Annotated in this window: 16 protein-coding genes and 1 tRNA gene; 3 read left to right on the forward strand and 14 right to left on the reverse strand. The window is 31.1% G+C overall.

Going from position 1 to position 23,375, the window contains the following annotated elements; genetic code table 11:
* Nucleotides 1-30 precede the first annotated feature (30 nt).
* Nucleotides 31-104: transfer RNA gene (locus tag WHD54_RS08270), tRNA-Ile, on the forward strand.
* Nucleotides 105-342: 238 nt separating this feature from the next.
* Here WHD54_RS08270 and WHD54_RS08275 read toward each other — a convergent pair.
* From WHD54_RS08275 to WHD54_RS08305, 7 genes are all read right to left on the reverse strand, one after another.
* Nucleotides 343-1,839, reverse strand: coding sequence for a hypothetical protein (locus WHD54_RS08275; RefSeq protein WP_143744255.1), 1,497 nt, complete (start codon nt 1,837-1,839; stop codon nt 343-345).
* A 499-nt stretch (nt 1,840-2,338) separates the two neighbouring features.
* A complete protein-coding gene (locus WHD54_RS08280) occupies nt 2,339-2,812 on the reverse strand; it encodes a 5' nucleotidase, NT5C type (protein WP_088323874.1) in 474 nt (157 codons plus the stop codon).
* A gap of 116 nt (nt 2,813-2,928) precedes the next feature.
* Complete coding sequence (locus WHD54_RS08285; protein ID WP_088323873.1) at nt 2,929-4,350, reverse strand: purine-cytosine permease family protein; 1,422 nt, start codon at nt 4,348-4,350, stop codon at nt 2,929-2,931.
* A gap of 25 nt (nt 4,351-4,375) precedes the next feature.
* Nucleotides 4,376-5,521 (reverse strand): alpha-hydroxy acid oxidase, encoded by a 1,146-nt coding sequence (locus WHD54_RS08290; protein ID WP_088323872.1) that lies wholly within the window; start codon nt 5,519-5,521, stop codon nt 4,376-4,378.
* Nucleotides 5,522-5,527: 6 nt separating this feature from the next.
* Nucleotides 5,528-6,901 carry an FGGY-family carbohydrate kinase gene (locus WHD54_RS08295; protein ID WP_088323871.1) on the reverse strand — a complete coding sequence of 458 codons (1,374 nt, stop codon included), beginning with the start codon at nt 6,899-6,901 and terminating at the stop codon, nt 5,528-5,530.
* 11 nt (nt 6,902-6,912) lie between these two features.
* Nucleotides 6,913-8,193 (reverse strand): sugar isomerase, encoded by a 1,281-nt coding sequence (locus WHD54_RS08300; protein ID WP_088323870.1) that lies wholly within the window; start codon nt 8,191-8,193, stop codon nt 6,913-6,915.
* Nucleotides 8,194-8,276: 83 nt separating this feature from the next.
* Nucleotides 8,277-10,382, reverse strand: coding sequence for a bifunctional aldolase/short-chain dehydrogenase (locus WHD54_RS08305; RefSeq protein ID WP_088323869.1), 2,106 nt, complete (start codon nt 10,380-10,382; stop codon nt 8,277-8,279).
* 195 nt (nt 10,383-10,577) lie between these two features.
* Here WHD54_RS08305 and WHD54_RS08310 point away from each other — a divergent pair, with 195 nt between their 5' ends.
* Nucleotides 10,578-11,618, forward strand: coding sequence for a GntR family transcriptional regulator (locus WHD54_RS08310; protein WP_088323868.1), 1,041 nt, complete (start codon nt 10,578-10,580; stop codon nt 11,616-11,618).
* On the opposite strand, the gene WHD54_RS08315 is transcribed toward WHD54_RS08310, so the two are convergent.
* From WHD54_RS08315 to WHD54_RS08325, 3 genes are all read right to left on the reverse strand, one after another.
* Entirely contained in the window at nt 11,615-13,045 is a 1,431-nt protein-coding gene (locus tag WHD54_RS08315; protein ID WP_088323867.1) for a sulfatase-like hydrolase/transferase, read from the reverse strand. The genes WHD54_RS08310 and WHD54_RS08315 overlap by 4 nt on opposite strands.
* 61 nt (nt 13,046-13,106) lie before the next feature.
* Nucleotides 13,107-13,274: a hypothetical protein gene (locus WHD54_RS08320; protein WP_198943149.1), complete on the reverse strand. Its 168-nt coding sequence runs from the start codon at nt 13,272-13,274 to the stop codon at nt 13,107-13,109.
* A 27-nt stretch (nt 13,275-13,301) separates the two neighbouring features.
* Nucleotides 13,302-15,626, reverse strand: coding sequence for a LamG-like jellyroll fold domain-containing protein (locus WHD54_RS08325; protein WP_088323866.1), 2,325 nt, complete (start codon nt 15,624-15,626; stop codon nt 13,302-13,304).
* Between the two features lie 216 nt (nt 15,627-15,842).
* On the opposite strand from WHD54_RS08325, the gene WHD54_RS08330 reads away from it, so the two are divergent.
* The gene (locus tag WHD54_RS08330) at nt 15,843-17,501 is read left to right on the forward strand and encodes a sulfatase (RefSeq protein ID WP_088323865.1); all 1,659 of its coding nucleotides are present in this window, start codon (nt 15,843-15,845) and stop codon (nt 17,499-17,501) included.
* A 55-nt stretch (nt 17,502-17,556) separates the two neighbouring features.
* On the opposite strand, the gene WHD54_RS08335 is transcribed toward WHD54_RS08330, so the two are convergent.
* From WHD54_RS08335 to WHD54_RS08350, 4 genes are read right to left on the reverse strand one after another with little or no spacing between them, the layout of a single operon-like run.
* Nucleotides 17,557-19,086: a sulfatase gene (locus WHD54_RS08335; protein WP_088323864.1), complete on the reverse strand. Its 1,530-nt coding sequence runs from the start codon at nt 19,084-19,086 to the stop codon at nt 17,557-17,559.
* A gap of 6 nt (nt 19,087-19,092) precedes the next feature.
* Nucleotides 19,093-20,304, reverse strand: coding sequence for a carboxypeptidase-like regulatory domain-containing protein (locus tag WHD54_RS08340; protein WP_158211818.1), 1,212 nt, complete (start codon nt 20,302-20,304; stop codon nt 19,093-19,095).
* 29 nt (nt 20,305-20,333) lie between these two features.
* The gene (locus WHD54_RS08345; RefSeq protein WP_088323862.1) at nt 20,334-21,809 is read right to left on the reverse strand and encodes a sulfatase family protein; all 1,476 of its coding nucleotides are present in this window, start codon (nt 21,807-21,809) and stop codon (nt 20,334-20,336) included.
* A gap of 27 nt (nt 21,810-21,836) precedes the next feature.
* Nucleotides 21,837-23,369: a RagB/SusD family nutrient uptake outer membrane protein gene (locus WHD54_RS08350; protein WP_088323861.1), complete on the reverse strand. Its 1,533-nt coding sequence runs from the start codon at nt 23,367-23,369 to the stop codon at nt 21,837-21,839.
* Nucleotides 23,370-23,375 lie beyond the last annotated feature (6 nt).

Raw genomic sequence — 23,375 nt, forward strand, 5'->3', positions numbered from 1 at the left:
ATAAGTATTACATTTGCACCCAATAATTTTGGTCCCATAGCTCAGTTGGTTAGAGCACCTGACTCATAATCAGGTGGTCCTTGGTTCGAGCCCAAGTGGGACCACAAAAAACCATCCTCTTCAGGATGGTTTTTTGTTGCTTGTAATTCTCTTAAGATCAATGGTTTTAAGACGTTAGTTTTTTGCTTTCTTTATTAGCTTAAATAGTTTCACTTTTTCTGATTATAAGCTGTGACTTTTCGCCTCCTAATTTAGCAAATAAATACCAAATAGAAAATATGAGAGTGGTAGTTGGGCAAGAAAGAAATAAGAAATATTTTTACCTATTCTAACTATCCGTTATTATCTTTCTGTTATTTTTATAACAGTAGTTTTTCCATAAAAGCCTTTATAAGAAAATAATTTATCTTTTTGGTACTTTGTAAAATTTATACCTTGATTGTTTAATGTCATTTTTTCTTTGTTAAATATTTCAGGTTTATTTATTACATCGCTATATATTTCGTTATTAACTTTTATTAACTCATTTAATGTATCTTCATTTATCTTATGAAGTTGAAATATATTTTTAGGATTATCTATACCTGTTTTATAAAAATATTGCGTAATAGTTGTGTGGTTTTTAACAATAAACGTTTTCTCTTTATTTTTAATCATGTAATCAACTAACGCTGTATCGTTATAATAATTATACTTATAATTTGGAAAAATACCGAAAGAGAAATTCCAAATAAACAGCAACCATACTATTTTCTGAGAGACTTTATAATTTATGTCATATGTAATTGCAATGTAAAGAATTAATAGAAAAGGTAGCATCACCATAAATTCTATATTTCCAGCATTATAAAAAGCGAATAGGTAGTTTGCTATAAAAATAAATATATGAACCTTAACATATATCTTTAAATCATTTTCTTTTTTTGTAATTAGTTTTTTATCTGTTTTAAAATCTTTTAAAAGTGAATAAGAAATAACTATACATAAGATTAGAGGAATAAGATACACCCAGTTATTTTTTATCAAAACATACATGTTTGCATGTATTTGAAAATAGGTTCTAATAGTATTAATTGCTTGAAAGAATAAACCTTTCCAGCCAAAATTTGTCATTACACTACCTTGATAAAAATCATTAAAAACAAAATGTTGTAAATTAAATAATGTTAGCTCTTGTTTTTCATAAAGTGTAAGCACTAAAATATAACATATAGGTACTAATAAAGCTGGAGTTAGATACCAATATATAAGCTTACTATTTCTTTTGTAAAAAGAAAAACCAAACATTATGCCCAACCACCAAAAGAAATGTATTTGATGAAATAAACAAGCTACAACACCAAAAAGACTACTTAAAATAATATAGAAAGTTTTACCTTTTTTTATATTTTTTAGAAAATAATAACTTCCCAGTAACGAAAAACCAATCGGAATAATATAAGTTTCATTTTCTGTTCCGTACCTCCATAAACTAAAGCTAAAAGCAAGAATTAGAATATATAATAATTTTGTTTTCTCTTTAATTTTTAAAAAAGTTACTATTTTATAGAAAATAATGAGATTTACAAGTTGAAAAACACTGTTGATGAGTTTGCTAAAAAGGAGAATATCTACACTAATACCCAAATATTTGATTGGGAGTAATAAAACGTATATTATAACATTACTAAAAAGATGATGAGGTGTAAATAAATAATAATTATATTTTACATATCCTGCGTATGCATATGAATCTAAAGAAGAATTGTTGGTAGGGAATAAAATATAGGATAGGAAGATTAGAGTAAATACTAGTCTTTTGTCAAAAATAACAGATTTATTAAAAATAGTAGTACGCATCTTTTATAGAATTTTTACGCTATTTACTCGGTGCGATTGGTTACGATAACTTAGTGTAAAAAAAGTAGTGTGTTTTGTGCGATAAAGTTAGCAAATATATTACATATTTTATTTTTTTGGTTGTTGCTATTATGTTAGAAATAGCAAATGTGCTATTTATGCGACAGTCTTTTCTAATTCAAACGTTTAATTTTAGCTCAATTTTCAAACTACTTACAACCTACAAAAGGCAAAATTCTAGTGTTTATGGTCATTTATTAATTGATATCAAAACGTTTTTTATATATCATAATAATTCAAATATGATAAAATTAAATGCTTCTCTTGGTCAAACACTACTTAAATAATAGAAAACCGAATTAAAAACACTAATAAAAAAAACACGCTTATTTGAATCTTTAGGTTAAAGCTTTAAAATAGCGTAAGTACTAGAACTTTAATTGCTTTCGAAAAATTATAATCGAAAGAGTATTTATATAGTAAGAATACTAAAAATGGCTTATAATAATCGTTTTAAAATCATGTCCCAATTTTTATATTCATTCCAAACTTCTTTTTCGTAGTTCCACCCAAAATGTAGAAGCTCACCTTTAAAATCGATAGCACCATTTGCGTGTCTATCATCAATTAAAAAATCGCCAATTAGCAAATCTTTTCTGTGGGTAGTAAAAAGTTTCTTTTTAAAAATATCCTCAAAATACTTTTCCAACCATATTCTTTTATGTGTTAAACTTTCCGGATTCTCCCACGGTGCTGTAGTAGCAATAAATAGGTTGTATTTATTAGATTGATATAGCTTTTTTATGGCATCTATTGCTCCTTGTATTGGAGGAGGATCTTTGAATACATCCTTTACTAAATCCGGATTTTTTTTAAGCTCTGGAGCAATAGTTTCATCGGCATTTATTTTTTTAACCTGATAACCAAAATCAACAATAACCCCATCCATATCTATAAAAACAGTTTTTTTCATATCATTTTCATTTAATGTTATCAAAATAGTGAAATTTTAATCAAACACTAGTCATTTATTGAAATAAAAAAAGCATTGTAGTAAATACAATGCTTTTTAAATAGTTGTTAAATATATTATTGTTTCTTTTTTTTACGTTGTAAATATTTACTAAATACTAAAAATAGCACACCGCTTAAAAGCCAAGAAGGTAGCGTAACAAAAGATAAAAAAACATCAAACTGTAAGTGGATAAAATAAAAGAGACCAAAACTAATTAACCAAGCAAATAACACAGCTTTGTTAATTTGTATGCCGGCAACAGCTGCGTAATTTTTTTGAATTCCGAATTTTTCAGCAAAGAAATGTTCAAATGCAATTACAGCACCCACAGGAGCTAAAATAAAACCATATAAGGCAACAAAGCCAAGTAGTTTCATGGCAAAAGCAGGAAACAGCCCTGCAATGGTAGCTACAGTCCCTGCAATAATAGTTACTTTGGCGGTAGAAAGTTTAGGTAAAATTGCCTGAAAAGCCAATCCTGCTCGGTATATTGTAGGGTTAGCGGTTGTCCAACCAGCCAAAACAACAGCAATAATACCAAATACACCAATAGCATTATTTGCTAATGGACCAGGAGCAACGGGTGGTGCTTCTCCGTTACTTAAAAATGCCAATGCCTCTGGCGATTTTAAATAAACGGCGTATAATAAAGCAGCAGCAATCCATGCCATATAATGTCCAACATACATTCCGGCAGCAGTTGCCCAGCCGGCTTTTGCCTCTTTTGCAAACCTAAATACCGACAAGTCAGACATGCCAATATGCATGGCACCATTGGCAAACCAAGACCAAATTACAACGTGCCAAAAAGTAAATTTTATTTGTCCTGGAAAAGGAGTGGAGCCTTCACCCCAAATATTCCAAAAATCTGAAAAACTAGTTACATGTAACTGGTTTAAAGCTACAATACCGCAGGCAATAAAAGCCAAAACTATTATTGGCGACATCCAATTAGCTGCTTTCGTTACGGTGTCATATCCTCTTGCAGCAATTACAGAAATTACGGCGCCAATTGCAATAACAATAAGTATCCAAGTAGTTCCGTTTGGTAATGTATCGGTTAATGTTGGCATTGACATATTAAAAGGAATACCAACGGCAGTTGCAGAAACAGTAATCATTGAGCCAGCCAAAAAGCAAAACAAAATACCGTTTGCCAAATTATAACCCGTTACGAGTTTTTTACCGCAAATTTTTTCTAATTGATAATACAATGTCAATCGATTTTTTACAGCAATTTCTGCCGTTAAAAATCGCCAACTTACTACAGCAAGTAAGTTACCAAGAAGCAACCCAATAATTAAATCAAAGGCGCTTACACCAGCTGTTAAAAACAAAGGCCCAATCATAAACTCTGTACCTGCTGCATGCTCACCAGCATACATGCCAATAAAACTTTTCCAACCTTTTAATTTCGATTTTGGTACTGGTTCTCTCTCAAACTCTCCGCCAGCAATATCTTCTATTTGTTCAGATTCTATACTAACTTGACTCATATAAATTGGTTTTTTAGATTGATTTTTAAATTAAGTGATTCGGAAAATCTTTTACTTTTTCACAGCAAACTTGCTCCATTACTTGTTGCAGTTCTGCTTTAATTAAAGAAATTGTATGGTCGCCACCTTTGTTGCCTAAGGCAGCAACTCCGTACATAAAAGAACGTCCCATAAAAGTAAATTTTGCACCAGATGCCAAAGACCTTGCTACATCGACACCAGACCGTATTCCACTATCCATCATTACTTCTATTTGATCTCCATATTTTGCAGCAATAGACGCTAGAGGTTTTATGGTAGATTCACCAGCATCTAATTGACGACCGCCATGGTTGGAAACAATAATTCCGTCTAAACCCAATCGAATAGCTTGCTCTGCATCATAGTGTGATGCAACTCCTTTTAGAACAATTTTTCCTTTCCACATATCACGAATTGGCTTTATTTTTTCTTCGTTTAACCTCCCAGAAAAAGTTTCATCCATAAATTTACCTAACTGTTTTAAATCTAAATTTTTAGGCATATAAGGCAGTAAATTAGCAAAATTCGGAATTCCGTGTTTTAAGGTTTCTAGGCTCCAGTGTGGCCTACCTAAAGCTTGTAAAATATTACTGACATTCATTTTTGGTGGCATTGCCAATCCGTTTCTTATATCTCTGGGTCTAAAACCAAAGCTAGGTACATCACAAAGAATTACTAAAACGGGGCAGCCTGCCGATTCAGCTCTTTTTAATAGGTCGTTTCGTAAACTGTCTTTTGTTGGATGATATAGTTGAAACCAAGCTTTTCCTTCTGTAAGCTCGGCAGCTCTTTCTATACTTGTAGTAGTAACGGTGCTTAAAATAAACGGAATGTTATGGTTAAAAGCAGCTTTTGCAAGTATTTCTGGAGAATTTGGCCACATTAATCCTTGTAAACCAACAGGGGCAATACCAAAAGGAGCGTCATATTCTACTCCAAATAATGTTGTTTTTGTTGATGAGCCGCCATGATTTTTCAAATAGTTTGGCTTTAACTGAACTTCTCTTAATTCGGATGTATTTCTATGTAAATTTACATCTTCGTTACAACCACCATCTAAATATTCGAAAGCAAATTTCGGAATTTTTTTCTTTGCTCTATTTCTTAAGTCGTCGACAGACGGATACTTAGTATTTATGTTTAGTGCCATTGTTTGTTATTTTATAATAAAAGGAACATGCTTTTTTAAAGAATAGTTCTTTTTTAAAAATTTAGAATTTAATTTCGAATCTGAAATTGCTATTGCCGCACCTAATGCAGAACCTAAAGAGGCTTTTGTAGTTCGTAACTTCATGCCTCTTAAATAATGAGATAGTAATTTTATATACACATCGTTATCAGAAAAACCACCATCTACATAAAGCCTATCAATATCTTGAGTTTTAGAAATTCGTTGAATACTTTGTACTTGTAACTGCACCAATTCTATCATTAAATGATGATATGCATGTTCAAAAGAATGGTAAGAGTAGTTTGTTTTCGAAGGCATATTTTTATCAGAAAAAGAAACCCATTTAAAAGCATATTCAAAATCTTTTATAATTTCTGAATATGCTTCATAATTAAATGTTACGCTTTTATGATAGTCTTTAGAAACTCCAAATTTTGCGGCCATTTTTTGTACTTGAATTTTATATTCATTGCCTAAAAATAAGCGAGAAGACTTTACAGGTTTCCCATTTATACGCATGTAATTGATACAACCCTCTGTTGTTTCTTTAGTCGATAATGGAACCGCAGAAAAAGGATTTAGGGCAATAGACCAAGTACCTGTAGACACCAAAACGAAAGGCTTTTTAATACTTCTAACATACGGAAGTAGGGCAGAGGAACTATCATGAATGCCAACTCCAATTTTAATTCTTGTGCCATTATAGTTCATATTTACACTTGTTTCGGTAGAGACTATTGGTGGTAATATTTTATGAATTTCTTCTTTATAAACCCAATCGTGATAATCTTTAATTTCGTAATTCCACAAAGAAGTATGACAGCCAATACTTGTATATTCACTAAACGGAATTCCGGTAAAAATATAGCTTAAATACTGAGGCAAATGCAATGAGTATTTTATTTTTTTAAAAATTTCTGGCTTTGTATGTTTCAACCAATATAGTTGCATTCCAGAATTTAAAAGTCCCGATTTTGGGGAGCCTGTAATTCTAGTAAATTCTAATTCTGGACCGTATTTTTTATAAAAATCATCAATTAAATTACTATCAATTTCTTTAGTATAGTTGTATAAAGGAGTTAATACCTCTCCGTTTTCATCTAAATGTACAAAGCTTGCACCGTATGTAGAAAAATTAATAGCTTTAATAGTGTATTCTTCACTTTTTAAAATGCTATCAAAAATATCTTTTAACCAAGTTTGTAAAGCAGCAAGATTTTCTGTTGGATAACCATCTTCGTCTTTAATTTCTTCAAAGGAAGAGTACTCTCTATATACTTCTTTAAAGTTTTTATCAAAAAGAAAGAATTTCTTGTTTGTTTTTCCAATATCGAAAACGGCAGTAACTTTTTGTTTCATGGTATTTTATTTTACAAGCCTGTTGCGATGGTGTTTTTACCTCTTTCTTTAATTAAACCTTCTCTAACTTTTAAACTTCGGTAGCTTAAAATTGGATTTATTGCTCCTCCTGTTTTTAATCTAGCTGATGACAATAATGGTCTTACGTCTGTTCTAAAAGCACCTTGTAAAATTTCTTGACATTTAACAACATCATTTTCTAATTGTGCGTTTTTTAGTGCTTTTTGGTCTACCAATAAAGCTTTTGCATATGCCTCTTGTATGGCTTCTAAAGATTGAATTAAATCTTCTAAAGGATCTTTTACATTATGGCTTGCGTCTATCATCCATGCCAAATCTGGATTTTGAGGATTGTTTTCCATACCGTAAACCAACTCATTAAAAATTAAGAAAAGTGCGTAAGGTTTTATACTTCCAACAGTTACATCATCATCACCATATTTGCTATCATTAAAATGAAAACCACCTAGTTTTCCTTTTAACATTAAAATAGAAACAATTTGTTCTATATTCGAATTTGGTAAATGATGACCTAAATCTACCAAAGAAAAAGCTTTTTCTCCGCACTCATTAGCCAACATAAAAGAAGTTCCCCAATCTTGTATTACAGTACTGTAAAAATTTGGTTCGTAAGGTTTGTACTCAATTAAAAGCTTCCAATCATCTGGTAATCCATGGTAAATATCTTGTAAGCTATTCTGTGTGTGTTGTAATGCGGTTTGAAAGTTATTTTGTCCAGGAAAACAAGAACCATCTGCCAGCCAAACGGTTAAACTTTTAGAACCAAGTTTATTTCCAATATTTATAACTTCTAAATTATGGGCAATTGCTTGTTCTCTTACAGCTTTGCTAGTATTGCTTAAAGAGCCATATTTGTAACTTTCTTTTGCGTTTTTTTGATCTTGAAAAGTATTTGAATTAACGGCATCGAATTTAATATTTAAAGTATCTGCTTGTTCTTTTATTGCTGCATAATCAGAAGGAATATCCCATGGAATATGTAAAGAAACAGCACCAGCAGTTTGTGTTAATTGGTGTAAAATACCAATATCATCTATTTTTTGTGCTAAGGTAGAGGGTTCTCCGTAAAAAGAAAATCTTCCAAATCTTGTTCCTCCGGCACCCAATGCCCAACTAGGAACTGCTACTTGAAAATTAGAGAGTTTAGATACTATTGTAGCAACATCTTTACCTTGTTTTGTTAATATATCTGCTAAGAAATTATAACTATTATTGTGAGTAGCTAATTCACTTTTATTAGCGTCTTCTATTTGTTGTTGAGTTAGTCTCATAAAAATTGGTTTTTAACTAAAAAACTTCCATAAAATTTCTAGTCTCTATGGAAGTTCTAAAATACTATAATTTATATACCTTATTATCTTACAAAAGCATTTGCCATTCCTCCATCTACATTTATAATGTTTCCGGTAGATTTGTCTAGAATTCCTACTAAAGAGAATACACCATTTGCAATATCTTCGGGTCTAATAATTTCGTTTAACAGGTTTCTTTTTGCATAAAAGGCAGGAAGTTCTTCAACAGTAATTCCGTTTGCTTTTGCTCTACCCTCTGCCCAAGTACCTTCCCAAATTTTACTTCCAACGATTACTCCATCAGGATTTACGGTATTTACTCTAATTTTGTCTTTACCTAGTTCTGCAGCCAACAAACGAACCATGTGTTGTTGTGCAGCTTTTGCAGTTCCGTAAGCAACATTATTTGGTCCTGCAACCAATCCGTTTTTACTAGCTATAGAAATATAATCTCCCCCAAGGGCTTGTTTTCTCATGATATTTACAGCTTGTTGAGCAAGCTCAAACTGACCTTTAACCAGAATATTTTGTAGAATATTCCAATCTTTGTTTGTTGTTTCTTCTAATGATTTAGAAATTGCCAATCCGGCACTGTGTACAATAATATCTACGCCACCAAATTCTAAACAAGCCTTTTTATAGGCGTTTGCAATAGACTCTGTATCTGTAACATCGCAAACAGCATAGGTAGCAACATCTCTTTTGTAAGTAGCATTTGCCTCTATTAAACTATTCTCGTTAATATCTGTAAGCACAATATTTGCGCCTTCTGCAGCTAATTTATCTGCAATAGCTTTTCCAATTCCACCACCAGCACCAGTGACAAGAGCAACCTTTCTAGATAATGGTTTTTCTTTTGGCATGCGTTGAAGTTTTGCTTCTTCTAGAAGCCAATATTCAATATCAAAGGCTTCTTGTCTTGGCAACGAAGTATAAGCAGAAATAGCTTCTGCACCTCGCATTACATTTATTGCATTAATGTAAAATTCGTTGGCAACTCGGGTAGTTTGTTTGTTTTTAGCAAAACTAAACATTCCTACACCTGGGTAAATAATTATTACCGGATTTGCATCTCTTATTGCCGGACTATTATCTTTCTTACACGTGTTGTAATAATCTTCATATTCTTTTCGGTAAGCTTCAAATGCTGGTGTTAGTTTTTTGCGAATTGCATCAGCATCAGAAAGATCTTCATTCTTATCTAATGTTAAAACTAAAGGTTGAATTTTTGTTCTTAAAAAGTGGTCTGGACAAGAAGTTCCCATAGGTGCCAAACGCTCTAGATCGTTACTATTTATGAATTCTAAAACTACATCTGTATCTGAGAAATGACCAATCATTCTGTTTTCAGATGAACACAATCCTCTTAATAGCGGCATTAATTGTGCCGCTTTTTCTTTCCTTTCTTCTGCCGGTAAACTTATTACTTTTTGTCCACCAAAAACACTGCCTTTTTCTTTAATTTTTTTATCAATATATTCAGAGGCCATCTCTATTACCTCTAAACTATTTATATACGATTCATAAGAGGTGTTTCCCCATGTAAATAAGCCATGAGAACCCAATACAATTCCTCTAATTCTAGGATTGTCTGCTAAACATTTTTCTAATTGAAGACCAAGGTCAAAACCAGGTTTTTGCCAAGGCACCCATCCCATAGTATCTCCCCAGATTTCTTTAGTTACTTTTTCACTGTCTTTTGCGGCAGCTACAGCAATTAAAGCATCCGGATGTAAATGATCGATATGTGCAAAAGGTAATAAACCGTGTAAAGGAGTATCTATAGATGGTGCTTTACTGTTTAAATCATAAATACAATGATTAAAAAGCCCTACCATTCTATCTTCGTCATGCAAACCTTGGTAAACGTTTTTTAAATCTCGCAATCGACTTGTATACAAACCTGCAATTCCTGCTCTATCTAAAGTACCAATATCTCCACCAGAACCTTTTACCCACATCACCTCTACGTCTTGGTTTGTAAGCGGATCTTTTTCTATCGTTTTACAACTTGTGTTTCCACCTCCATAATTGGTTATTCTTAAATCTGCACCTAAAATATTAGAACGATATAAAAATAACGCCACCTGATCGTTACCTAATGAGGCTGCCTTTTCATCATCCCACAAGTAGTCTACGTACTTAAATGTTTTTGTATTGGTTTTCATAAAAATTGTTAAAAAATTATTATTCCAAAATTACAGTCATGATAATCTAATTGTATCCTGTACTATGTGGTTATTAATTACTTTTTTTAATAAAGATTAATTTTAAAAATTATATTCTTATTTTTAAACAAAAAGCAACAAATTAATCATTATAATATATATTTTTGTCAAAAATTAATCATTTAATTAAAGTTTATGTTCAATTTTATTACTATTGATGAAAATTCTAGAATTCCAAAATATCAGCAAATTGTAAACGAAATTATAGCAAATATATCAAATGGTAATTTGGTAATAGACCAAAGAATTCCCTCGATAAATAAATTTAGTGAAGAGTTTTATTTATCGAGAGATACCGTCGAAAAAGCATATAATATTTTAAAAAAAAGAAATATTATTTCATCAATAAAAGGAAAAGGGTATTACATTACCAGAACAAAATTGATTTCTAAGGTTAATATTTTGTTTTTGATTAATAAGTTAAGCTCTTATAAGTTAAGAGTTTATAATTCATTTATTGATAGTATAGGTCCTAATACGCATACAGATCTTCACATATATCATTGTGATGAATCGTTGTTTTTAAATTTGATAGCAAAGAATAAGTCTGCCTATGACTATTTTATTATTATGCCTCATTTTAAAACAGAGTCTTTAAACCACACTAGTTATACAGATAAAGTTATTCAAGCTCTGAAAGATATTTCAAAAGAGAAACTTGTAATTTTAGATAATTTAAAAGAGGGAATGCAAGGTGGATCTGTAGAAATTTTTCAAGATTTTGAAAATGATATTTATGATGCGTTGAGTGAAGCTCATGTTAAGTTAAAAAAGTATAAAAATTTAATTTTATTTTATCCGACTAAAACAGTATATCCTTATCCTAAGAGAATTCTGAATGGTTTTAGAAAATTTTGTTTTGAGCACAATATTGATTTTCAATATTTGGAAGAGGTCTATGAGGATATTATTATTAAAAAAGGAGATTTATTTGTAACAATAGAAGAGTCTGACTTAGTTAATCTGGTGAAACAAATAAGAGAAGATGAATTTATTTTAGGAGAAGAGGTTGGTATTATTTCCTACAATGATACTCCTTTAAAAGAGCTTTTAGGTATTACAGTGGTGTCTACAGATTTTAAAATTATGGGACATACAGCAGCAAAAATGATATTAGAAAAGGAGAAAGGACAGTTTAAAGTTCCATTCAATTTTATTGATAGAAATTCTCTTTAATTTGTTTTTGAGGGAAAATAATATTCAAACCATTTTTTTTCATTTCCTACAGTGTGTAAATTGATCCCTTTTTTCTGAAGTGTATAGGACCATTTTATAAGTCGCTTTTTCATTTTTTTGGCCAATTTCGGAAAACTTTTAATCAAGTTTCTGTTTTCATGCTCTTTAGTGGAAAGGTCAAAAAGAAACTCTCTTTCTCCAAATTTTAAAAATTTATAATTTCCTTTTCTAACAGCAGATTGTGACCAAAATCTCCAAAACAAGTATTTATGTGGTTCACCTTTTTTTGTGTCAGTTAAAAAAGGTATTAAATCTACACCATCTAAATCTTTGTTCTTAGGTAAACCAGCTAATGAAATTACTGTTGCTGCAACATCTAAAGAAATTACAGGTTTTTTGTATACTTTCCCTTTTGGTAAAATTGCAGGCCAATTCATAATAAAAGGTACTCTAATTCCTCCTTCAGAAAGCATCCCTTTTTCCCCTAAATAAGGTGTGTTTAAAGAACCGTTCCAAGCACCGCCTTTAAAAGAAATAGGTTTGTCCTCTTTATATATTTTTAAAGGTGCGCCATTATCACTTATAAAAAAGATAAGTGTGTTTTTTTCAATTTGTAATTTTTTTAATACTTCTTTTATTTTTCCTACACCATCATCAATCGCAGAAATCATAGCTAATGCATATCTTCTTCTTTCAGGCATATCCTCTGGAAATCTGTCTAAATATTTATTAGTTGCCTCTAAAGGAACATGTGGCGCAAAATAAGAAAGGTAAAAGAAAAATGGCTTTTCTGCATTTTTTTTGATAAAACTCAAAGCAGCTTTTGTTTGAATTTCTAAACGATAGCCTTTTTCTTTCAACATCTGTGGTTTTATTTTCTTTCCATCAGATATATTATAATTGCTAAAATAATTATTTAAATGTCCTTCAAAAACATAATCGAAACCTCTATTTAAACTTTTGTAAGGAAGAATTAATTTTTTTGGAATATTATTTTTATCTTTTGTAGTATTTGGTATGTTTTCTTTGATCCATTCTTTTGAACCATGATTTGGATCTAAATGCCACTTACCTGACATTCCAGTTACATAACCAGCTTTTTTTAATCTTTCTGGAATTAAATTTTCGTCTAAAGGAAGTGGAATTGTTCCGTTTTGGTCTAAACCAAATTTTTGTTGATATCTACCTGTAAGAATTCCTGCTCTTGAAGGGATACATTGTGGCGCCGTAATATAGCCAGATGTCATCCTAACACCATTTTCAGCTAATAAATCTATATGAGGTGTTTTTACATCTGTAGTTACATTATTTACTCCAATATCAGCATAGCCAAGATCATCTGTAAAAATTACAATAATATTAGGTTTTTTTTGACTATTGATTTTCAAACTCAAAAAAATAATAATATAAAGTGATATTTTTTTCATCCTGTAAGGATTAAAAAAAAATGCCTTGAAATTTTACAAGGCATTTTAAATTATTAATAATTTAGAATCCTGTCCCAGGATCTTCTGGGCTTTGAGCCTGTGCTTTTTGAGGATTTAAAATCATGTATGTTCCTAATGCAGTTAAGGCTGCATATTTACCATAATTACCTATTTTTTTTATGGCTTCTTTACGAGAAATGTCTTGGTTATTTTCTATTGTTTTTTTCATGATGTAATTGTTTTATTTTTCTCGTTACTATTCTAAAACTATTTTCTTATTCAAGTTTCCATATTCTGTTTCAAGTTTTACAATATAAATACCTGTTGCAAGATTTGGTAACATAATTTCTTTATTGCCTCTTTCTTTAAAAGCTTTTTTTGCTACTTCTTTTCCTAAGATGTTATAAAGTGTTATGGAAGAAGTACCGCCTTTTAAACCTGAAATTCTTAAACTAGAATTACTAGTTTTAAATACATTAATACTATTTAACAAATCATTCTTTGCACTTAAAGTCTCAGATGGACTTGTATGTATAAAAAACCTTCCCACGCCATCTAAGTTGTTATCCAAGGTTAGTGAATAAGTTTCAGACGTACCCTCTAGTTTTGTATATGTATTTTTAACTCTATCTTCCAAATAAACATTGATACCTGATGGTAAGTTTTGAGACTCAGCAGAAATTACAAGTTGTTTACCTACTTTACTAGTAATGCCAATAGGTACTATCATCTTTTCAAACTCTGAATTTGGTAACATTTGTTTTTCAAAAGCAATCCCTTTATCATCAGCAACTAAATGTGTATATATGTTGAAATCTGATGGTTGTCCTGTAAACAGACCTATGTCTTTTCCAGGGTCTAAGCCTAAACTACTATTACTTGAGTAAGTAATTTCTGAAGTTCTAGTTCTATTTCCATCGCTAACCGTTAGGTTAATTTTTGGTATTTTATTTTTGTAAAAAGTAATAGGTGTTGTTGGTACATCACTTCTCATAGAAGTTTCAATTACAAAATTATTTGCTGTAGAATTCTCCGATATAACAAAAAAACCTTGACCAGGTGAAATGTAATCTGGTGCTGATAAACTAGTATATATTTCTGTTGTAGGATTCCAAACATAAACAGTTTCATGGGTATCTGGTATACTAGCTTTATTAAATGTTGACATTAAATCAGATACTTGCATATATGCTGGATAAGGATTTCCTATTAAATTCCAATCATTTGCTGGGTCTGTAATTGATAAAGTTACATCTGTGTTTGGATAAGTACCTGTAAACGAATATTGTTCTTCCTCACCTGCAGAGTTTACAGATGTTTTTCTAGCGGAAATTCCAATACCTAGGTCAAAAGTTGCAGTTGTATTTTTTTGATGATAAATCCAATCTCCATCTGCGTCTGTTGTATTGTCAAATATCGCTATAGCCCTATTATTAGCAGTTCCTGTACCTATAAAATTTTCTGACACCCAAGTATCATCATATGTTTCACCAGAAACAGGAGATGACAACAAATGCCATTCTAAAGGAGCACCAATAGGATCATTAGTGATTACATTATAAGTTAAAGAACCAGAAACAGCACCTGTAGTAATAAAACTTGCACCACTGTAAACGATTGTAGAATTTGCAGTTACAGCACCTGTAATATTTAAAGAAGCATTTTCTTGTATAATCATATTTCTTACTGAAATTGCACCTCCATTAACTATTGCACCACTTGGAATAATTACATCGTTTGAAGAGCTTGGAACACCATTTGGTGTCCAATTAGTAGATTCTCCCCAGGTATTGTCTGTTGATCCATTCCATACATAAGTTGTAGCAGCACTTCTTGCAGCCTCTACTCCTAAGTTCATAACAGCTCTAACTTGGTCTTGTGTCCAAACTTCAGATGAAATTACTAAATCATCCATATGACCCCAAAAGTTTGTGTTGGCTGCTTGGAATTTCTGTGATCCAATAATAATATCATTCATTACATTTCTTGGAGCTATAGAGGTATCACTTTTATCTAAAAAACCATTAATGTATAGTTTCTGAGTTCCTGCTGTTGCATCCATTACAACAGCAAAGTGATACCAGTTGTTTATAACTGTTCTGTTATTGGTGTCATTGAGTCCTCCTGATTCGCTTGACGATAAACTATTGTTATTCCTGAATCTCATTGGAACCTGCCCATCGTTTGTTCCACCACCATTATTACCAATATCTAAAATAAACCTTTCAGTACTTACCCTAGAAGTAGCTCTAACCCACACCGATATGCTGTGTGATGCGGAGGAATTGTAAACGCTATTGGTAGATCTTATGGATGATTTTCGGAATCTAGCATATTTACCAGAATTAAAAGTAAGACCACTCAAACCAACTGGAAAGTCTACAGGATCATTCATTGGAGAACCTACTGCTCCGGCATTAGAACTTACTGTATTCTGAGTAAAAGTAAAATTACCCTTGGCATCTACAACATCACCTTCAAAATCAAGATACAATAGAATTTGAGAATCATCAATAGCTTGTGCATTTACGAACTGAAAGCTCAATGCCAACGCCGTCATTAAAAGTATTTTTTTTATCATAATTGTGTGTTATTTTAATGAATAAATTATTTTATTCTAAAAAAAAAATAGGATTTTTCCAAATATAAAGTTTTTTTGAAGTAACAGCTATCCTGTACTACCGGGTTGTATTTGATAATATTTTACATTTAAATCTAAATAACCAACAAGCACAGGATAGTTTTTTTATTTATTTGAAGTATAATTACTATTATATTATATAAAATTTCTAACCTCATGCAAAAATCGCTCACACTAATAATGTTTTTTCTTTTTTTTATTTCTTGCAAAGAAAATAAAAATCACCAGCCTAACATCATATTCATTTTAGCAGACGATTATGGTATTGTAGATACACAAGCCTATGCTGCAAAATTTTTAAATACTTCTATTGATAGTACTTTTTATGAAACACCTAATATTAACAAATTAATGAGTGAAGGTGTTTCTTTCTCACAAGCGTATACAAATCAATTATGCTCACCAACAAGAGCTAGTATTTTAACAGGTAAGTTTGCTTCAAGATTGGGTTTTACTACAGCAATGCCACATAGAAATACCTACTATAACCAAAATTTAACAGTACCTAAAGGATATTATGCCAATGACGTTTTAGAGCATAAAGACAATATTTTAATAGAACAAGCTCTTATTAATGGTACTTCAAATTCAGCAGTTCCGACAGGTAAAAACATGCAAACTAATTTAGATGAGCTTTCTATTGCAGAAGCTTTGAAAGATTATGAATCTGCCTTTATTGGAAAATGGCATATAGGTGGTTTTGGAGCTAAAGGTTTTCAGCCTAGAGATAACGGATTTAAAACCCTTGCATATTTTGATGGTGGAGGCTCTACCTATTTTAATTGGGTTAATGGTTGGAATCAGAAAACAAAAATTCGTTTCCCAAAAATGCCTCAAGAAGAATGGGAAATTGGCGATGCAGGAAAAATTAGTGGCGAAAAATATTTAACAGATGATTTAACAACACAGGCTTTAAATTATATTGATGAAAAAGCGAAAGATAAGGAAAAACCTTTCTTTTTATATTTTTCTCATTTCGCAGTTCATTCTCCTTATCAAGGTAAAAAAGGCGAAGTAGATTATTTCAACACAAAAAAAACGAAAGGCTTTAACGGACAAGACAATGCTATTTATGCTTCTATGATAAAAAGTATGGACAGATCTGTTGGAAAAATTTTAGATAAATTAAAAGAAATTGGAATTGAAGAAAATACTTTAGTAGTTTTTATGTCTGATAATGGCGGAATTGATGGAGAAATAACGCCTGATGGAAACGGAACTGAAAATTATCCTTTTTTAGGAGGAAAAGCCTGTTTAACAGAAGGTGGGATTAGAGTTCCTTTAATTTTTAGATGGAAAGGTAAAATTAAAGAGGGTAAGTGGGTTGATACTGCTGTAGATTGTACAGATATTTTTCCAACTATTTTAGAAGCTGCAGGTTACAATGCTAAACAGGTTGTAGAAAAAAATAAATTGGATGGTGAGAGTGTAATTGGTTTACTTAACGATATTAAAAATGAAACTAAATCTTATAAGAAAGACACACATTACTGGCATTATCCTTTTAATGTAATTTATAAAAGTCCTTACGATGGATATCCTTTAACACCTCATTCGGCTATTAGAAAAGGCGATTTTAAATTGATCTTTGACTGGTATGGACGTTTGCATTTGTACAATATCAAAAAAGACCCTTTTGAAAAAGAAGATTTATATACATTGCAAAAAGAAAAAGGAGACGCACTTTTTAAAGACTTAATTTCTTGGTTAGAAAAAAATGTAGACAAGCGTTATTGGCCGAAAAAAAATCCAGATTATAATTCTAAAAAGGAAGTTAGAGAAATACCTTTTATAGATTTGGTAGGTAAAATTTAATAAAAAAAGAGAAGTATTCACTTCTCTTTTTTTTTATTCTTTTCTTTTTCAATAATTAGTTAATTTCTATTTTTTTTCCTTTTAAACCACCAATTTGTTTACCCACATTTTCTGGTTTGTATTTAGTTGGATCGAATTTAGGATTGGGTATAGGAACAATTGCTTTTGTGTCTTTAATATGTTTTTCAATTAGTTTGTCTAATTCAACAACTTTTTTAGGATATGTTTTTGCTAAATTGTTATGTTCACTAATGTCCCATTTAAGGTTGTATAATAAATAATCGTGTTTAAAATTTTTTCCTTGATAGAATAAGCGAATCAATTTCCAATCACCTGAATGTACTGAAATAGAGGTTGGTAACCAATCTGGCACTCCTGGTTGATGAGGAAAATACGTAAATATTCCATCTCTTTTTATATTTTTACCTTTTAAAGTTTCAGAAATGTCAAGACCATCTAAAGCATAATTTTTTGGCACTTTTAAGTTTGCTAAATTTAATAACGTTGGATAAAAATCTGTAGATTGAATTAGAGCGTCATTTGTAGTACCTGGTTTTGTAATTTTTGGGTAGGAGATAATTGTTGGTACTCTAACTCCACCTTCAAACATGGTTGCTTTTCCACCACGTAAAGGCCTGTTGCTGGTTGGTGATGCTAAATACTTTTCTCCGTTAGGTAAAATATCTGTAACAGCATTATACATATTACCTCCATTATCACTTGTAAAAACAATAATTGTGTTTTCACTTAAATTTAATCTGTCTAATTCATCTAATAAGCGTCCAATTGCGTCGTCCATAGAATGAACCATTGCTGCATAAGTTGCAGAATGTTGTGCATCCGACAAATCTACTTTTGTACTGTAATATTTTTTTAAAGTTTCTTTTGCATCAAAAGGAGCATGTACAGAAAATTGCCAATAGTTCATAAAAAATGGCTTGGTTTTATCAATTTTTTGCAACCAAGAAACAGCTTCATCAGCCATTCTATCTTCTATATGTTCTTTTGCTATCTTTTCTTTAAAGTTTTTGTAACGCCATGGAGCAACAAAACTTCCTGCTGGTCCTGGACCAGGCCAATGTGGTATATCTATATCAAACCCATGTTGTAATGGCGAATATGGGTCTGAACCTAAATGCCATTTTCCAAAATGCGCAGTTTGGTAACCTGCGTTTTTAAACTGTTTTCCTAAAGTTGGTAATTTGGTATCTAATCTTGTTACAGATTCTAAAATTATGGCTTTGTTTGCTGGCCCAGTTCCTCTATTTAAAGACGCTTTTAATTTTACTTTGCCTAAATGTGCAGTTGGTGCAGTAATACCCGTTCTTGCTGGTGTTTGTCCTGTAAGTATACTTGCTCTTGTTGGAGAGCAAAGTGGGCTTGCAGCATACGCTCTTGTATAAGTAATACCTCTTGCAGCTAAACGTTCTAAATTAGGTGTTTCATATAATTTTGTTTTGCCATAAAGTGTAACATCACTCCAACCTAAATCATCAGCTAAAATAAAAACTACGTTTGGTTGTTTTTTTTGTGCTGAAATGCTAATTATTATAAAAAATAATATTAAAATTGATATTTTTTTCATACTATTTTATTTGTTAACTGCTTTAAATTGATCTTCGAGGGAAACACCGTAAATAGACTCTAATTCTTTAACAGATTTTTTATAAAATTTAGTTTCTGGTGGTAAAGATATTTTTTTCCAAAACTCTGCATTGTATTTTATTTCATAATCACCCATATCTTTTTTTTCATAGATAGTATTTTTAATATCAATTTTATTTTTATTAGTTTCTCTTCCTAGAACAATTGCCTCATGTCTGTAAGAACTCACAACATTTTTATTATTTAGTTTTAAAAGTTTTTGCTTTTGAATACTAATTGGTGTTGTAAAATTAGCTTGTCTGTTGTGGTAACTTAGTACTAATTTTTTATCATAATTTTTTTTGTAAATATAAAACGCCTTTAAATTAGAAAATTTTGAAGCATATCTAGAAACATCTATTTTATATATACTGTACGTGTCCATACCTATGTAAAATTTAATCCAATTTTTCTCTTTAAATTTTTTTTGGTCCTTTTTTACACCTTTAATTACCAAAACGTCTTCGCCATCATAAGATGTATCATCTTCACGTATCCAATTATAATCAGACTCATAAATACGTTGCCTTAGTGGATTTATTTGTAACATTACGTTTACGGCATGTGCAGGTTGCTTCTTAAAAGCAAATCTATAGTCAGCAGATTTTCTTGCTTCAGCAATACCTAATTTATCATATCTTGTGTCTGATGGACCATAGTCTATTGCGTTTAAGTAGTGCTCTACTAAAAAACGAGTTTTTCCATTCTCCACAGAAGACCTTCTATACAACATATTTACTTGATGTTTGGTACTAAGTGTATTTTTTTTTAATTTTTTTAACGCCTTTTTTACGTACATATTTGGTTTCTCTAGGGTTATTGTAGCTAACATAACTGCATCTTCAATTAGTACGATAGAAAACATTTTTTTTTCAATATAATCTTTAATTTTTATTTTAAATGTTTTGAAGCCTATGGTAGAAACTTCTAAAATATCGTTTAAATTATCTGATGTAATAAGTACATTAAATACACCATCATCATTTGTAGCAGTACCTATTTTCTTTGAGAGAATTCCTACAGCTGCGTAGGGAATTGGATTTTTCTGTTCATCATAAACAGTTCCTTTTAATTCAATTTTTTTTTGCGCAAAAATAATACCTACATTTAACAAGCTAAATACTATTAAAAATAGTGTTTTAATTAATTTTTTGTTCAAATAGTTGTTAATTAACATGCAATAATTATTTATTTTAGTAGTTCTAATGGTGTATATTTATAGTTATAAGTCCATTTACTTTTGGGTTGCACAGCATTAAATTCTTCTGCTCCATAGAATTCATCATTATACTTTTTCATCCATTCTTTTGTGTATCCTTCTAGCTTTTCTTGAATATTTTTGAAACTTGGTTTACCATATAAATTATTTAGTTGATATGGATCTTTTTTATTATCAAAAAGCACATTTATAAGTGTGTTATTACTTTCTTTGGAAGTAGAAAAAGTGTACCTTTCAGTTACTACACCACGCCAATTAGAATTTCTTGCTCTACCTATTCTGTAGTTCCAGATAGGTACATAATCATTATTATTTAGTTTACCATTTACAATTTTTTTGGACAAATCTTTTCCGTCAAATTTTTGTTTTATTTCAATATCCATAAAACTTAAGATAGTAGGTAAAATATCCATAGTACCTAAAAGTGTTTTAGTTTTTATCCCTGCTTTTATTTTTTTGGGATACTTTATAATAAATGGTATTTTGTTAGAGTAATTATGAGGGTACTGTTTTGGTAATTTTGCGTTATGTGACTCTAACATATCTCCATGGTCTGCACTAAAAGCTACTAGCGTATTTTTTTCTACATTCATTAGCTTTAGTTGCCTTAACATGTTTCCCAAGGCAATGTCAATACCAGTAACTTGTGCCATGTGGCCATGATACATTCTTCTTCTGTCTGGAGTATCTGTTAAACCAGGTCTTAATTCAATTTCATTTCTTTTGTAAAGTTTCATTAACTCCTCTAAAGTATCATACCTGTAGTGCATTTTACCATCTACACCTTTAAATTTCCCCCAATCATGAGGTGGATGTAAAGAAACCACAATAGCAAAAGGTTTACTTTTGTCTATGTTTTTTAAATAATCTATGGCCTGATTTGTTTGTGCATAAGGTTCCCATTCATCAAAATATTCTTTTTCTCCATTTTTATTCCAGAAAAAAGCTTTACCTGCTCTAAAATCTACGTGGCAATTGTTGGTTAAAACTGTATCAAAACCATACGTCATTTCCTTAGGAATTGGTCTATCTCGATTACCACCTAATAAATGCCATTTACCAAAATAAGCTGTTTGATATCCTTTTTCCTTTAAAATTTCTGCCATTAATTTTGTTTTATTTGGAAGTAATGGAACATCATTTACAAAAGCACCGTTTTTTAAGGGGTGCATACCACTCATTAACATACCTCTAAAAGGTGTACAAACTGGCTGGCTAGAATACGCATTTTCTAAAATAACTCCTTCACTTGCTAATTTATCTAGGTTGGGTGTAATAAGTTGTTTGTTTCCATATACACCAACCATATCTACAGAGTGTTGGTCTGACAGAAAAATGACAAGATTTGGTAGCCTTTTTTTTACTTTTTTACTGTTATCAATTTTATTATACTTGCATGATAATAGTATTAAAAGTAAAGCTATAAGTGGTTTTATTCTAATCATTTTATACCATTCTATTATAAAATTTTTTTACCAACCTGGGTTTTGTTCTAAATTCGGATTTTTCCCAAGCTCAACAATAGGTATTGGACTTAACTTAAATTTTTCATCCCAACTTTGGTTAGGATTTCTCCATTGTCTTAAATAACTATTATTATATTCTTCCTCTACAATATCCCATCTCCTTGCATCAAACAATTCTCCCATTTCTGCATATAATTCTCTTATTCTTTCTTCTCTTATAATTTTTCTTAACTCGTTTTGATCTGTAGTTGTAATGACACTCGCTTTTACACGGTCTCTTGCAATTTTTAAATAAGGCAATGCTTTTGCAGATTCATTATTTTCGTTATAAGCCTCTGCTAGCATTAAAAATGCATCAACATACCTGTAAACAATATGATCTTTTGAATGAATAACATTCCCAATAGCTCCTCCGTCTTGATATTTTGTACCTGAAATTCCATTCCTTCCTCCATAGGTTAATCCTGTTACATTAAGTGGAGTTGGTTTGTAGTTTACTACGGCATTATTATTTATTCTTCTGTAAGAATATGTAAAACCATCTTTTAATCTATCGTCTCCTGCTTCATACAAATCTAACAAAGCTGGATGCCAAGCTATTTGATATCCACTTCCTGCTCTAGATTGTATTCCACCAAATTCACTAAATTGCGGGTTTGTCCAGAATGGTAGAACAGATCCTAATAGGTTTTCGTATATATTACCATGAGCAAAAATTATTTCTTTATTACCTTCATTACTCATACTAAATACATTTTTCCAATCTGCTAGAAGGCTAACATCATAATCTGTTGGATTGTCTGCAAGGGGTTTTAAAGCTTCTATTGCCTTTTGGTAATTTGCACTTATTTTTAGAGGAGCTCCTGCAGAGGTTAAGTAGACTTTACCTAATAAAAAAGCACCACCAGCTTTTGTTACCCTACCAGAACCGGTACTAGTCCATTTTACAGGTAAGTTTGCATTGGCAAACTCTAAATCTTCAATAATTAAATTATATACATCTTGCACAGCACTTCTTGATTTAAAAAGAATTTCTGGGTCTGCAGATGATACAGGTTCTGTGTACAAAGGTAGGTCTCCAAACAATTGGGTTAGCTGAAAATAGGTATAAGCTCTCATCCATCTTGCTTCTGCAATGTATTGTTTTGCAATTTCGGGCTTCTCAGTGTAAAATTCACCAAGTGGTACATTTTGTATTACCGTGTTAGCTCTAGAAATTGCGTTATAGCCAATATTCCATAGTCTTTCGTACCTAAAAGGTTGCCTATCTGCTGTTTGGTATGCAGCATGCCATGCAAATTGAGGAACTCTACTTGTAGCATATCTACTGGTCATACTTACCAACATATACATATCTTGTTCCCAGACTACATGTCTAAAAGCTTCATAAATACCTATATTTTGAGCCTGTAGTTGTTCTTCATTTTTAAAGAAGTTATTTGCACTGTAGTTAGAGAATACTTCCTCTTCTAACTCACCTGTACAAGATAGTATACTAGTAAATATCGTAGTTAGAATTAATATTTTTTTAAATTTCATGATTTA

This window comes from Polaribacter tangerinus (assembly GCF_038024095.1).
Taxonomy (GTDB): domain Bacteria; phylum Bacteroidota; class Bacteroidia; order Flavobacteriales; family Flavobacteriaceae; genus Polaribacter; species Polaribacter tangerinus.

Bases quoted from the DNA above. Each gene is read 5' to 3' on its own strand.
- WHD54_RS08275 (WP_143744255.1), bottom strand. From the start codon at position 1,839: ATGCGTACTACTATTTTTAATAAATCTGTTATTTTTGACAAAAGACTA.
- WHD54_RS08280 (WP_088323874.1), bottom strand. From the start codon at position 2,812: ATGAAAAAAACTGTTTTTATAGATATGGATGGGGTTATTGTTGATTTT.
- WHD54_RS08285 (WP_088323873.1), bottom strand. From the start codon at position 4,350: ATGAGTCAAGTTAGTATAGAATCTGAACAAATAGAAGATATTGCTGGC.
- WHD54_RS08290 (WP_088323872.1), bottom strand. From the start codon at position 5,521: ATGGCACTAAACATAAATACTAAGTATCCGTCTGTCGACGACTTAAGA.
- WHD54_RS08295 (WP_088323871.1), bottom strand. From the start codon at position 6,901: ATGAAACAAAAAGTTACTGCCGTTTTCGATATTGGAAAAACAAACAAG.
- WHD54_RS08300 (WP_088323870.1), bottom strand. From the start codon at position 8,193: ATGAGACTAACTCAACAACAAATAGAAGACGCTAATAAAAGTGAATTA.
- WHD54_RS08305 (WP_088323869.1), bottom strand. From the start codon at position 10,382: ATGAAAACCAATACAAAAACATTTAAGTACGTAGACTACTTGTGGGAT.
- WHD54_RS08310 (WP_088323868.1), top strand. From the start codon at position 10,578: ATGTTCAATTTTATTACTATTGATGAAAATTCTAGAATTCCAAAATAT.
- WHD54_RS08315 (WP_088323867.1), bottom strand. From the start codon at position 13,045: ATGAAAAAAATATCACTTTATATTATTATTTTTTTGAGTTTGAAAATC.
- WHD54_RS08320 (WP_198943149.1), bottom strand. From the start codon at position 13,274: ATGAAAAAAACAATAGAAAATAACCAAGACATTTCTCGTAAAGAAGCC.
- WHD54_RS08325 (WP_088323866.1), bottom strand. From the start codon at position 15,626: ATGATAAAAAAAATACTTTTAATGACGGCGTTGGCATTGAGCTTTCAG.
- WHD54_RS08330 (WP_088323865.1), top strand. From the start codon at position 15,843: ATGCAAAAATCGCTCACACTAATAATGTTTTTTCTTTTTTTTATTTCT.
- WHD54_RS08335 (WP_088323864.1), bottom strand. From the start codon at position 19,086: ATGAAAAAAATATCAATTTTAATATTATTTTTTATAATAATTAGCATT.
- WHD54_RS08345 (WP_088323862.1), bottom strand. From the start codon at position 21,809: ATGATTAGAATAAAACCACTTATAGCTTTACTTTTAATACTATTATCA.
- WHD54_RS08350 (WP_088323861.1), bottom strand. From the start codon at position 23,369: ATGAAATTTAAAAAAATATTAATTCTAACTACGATATTTACTAGTATA.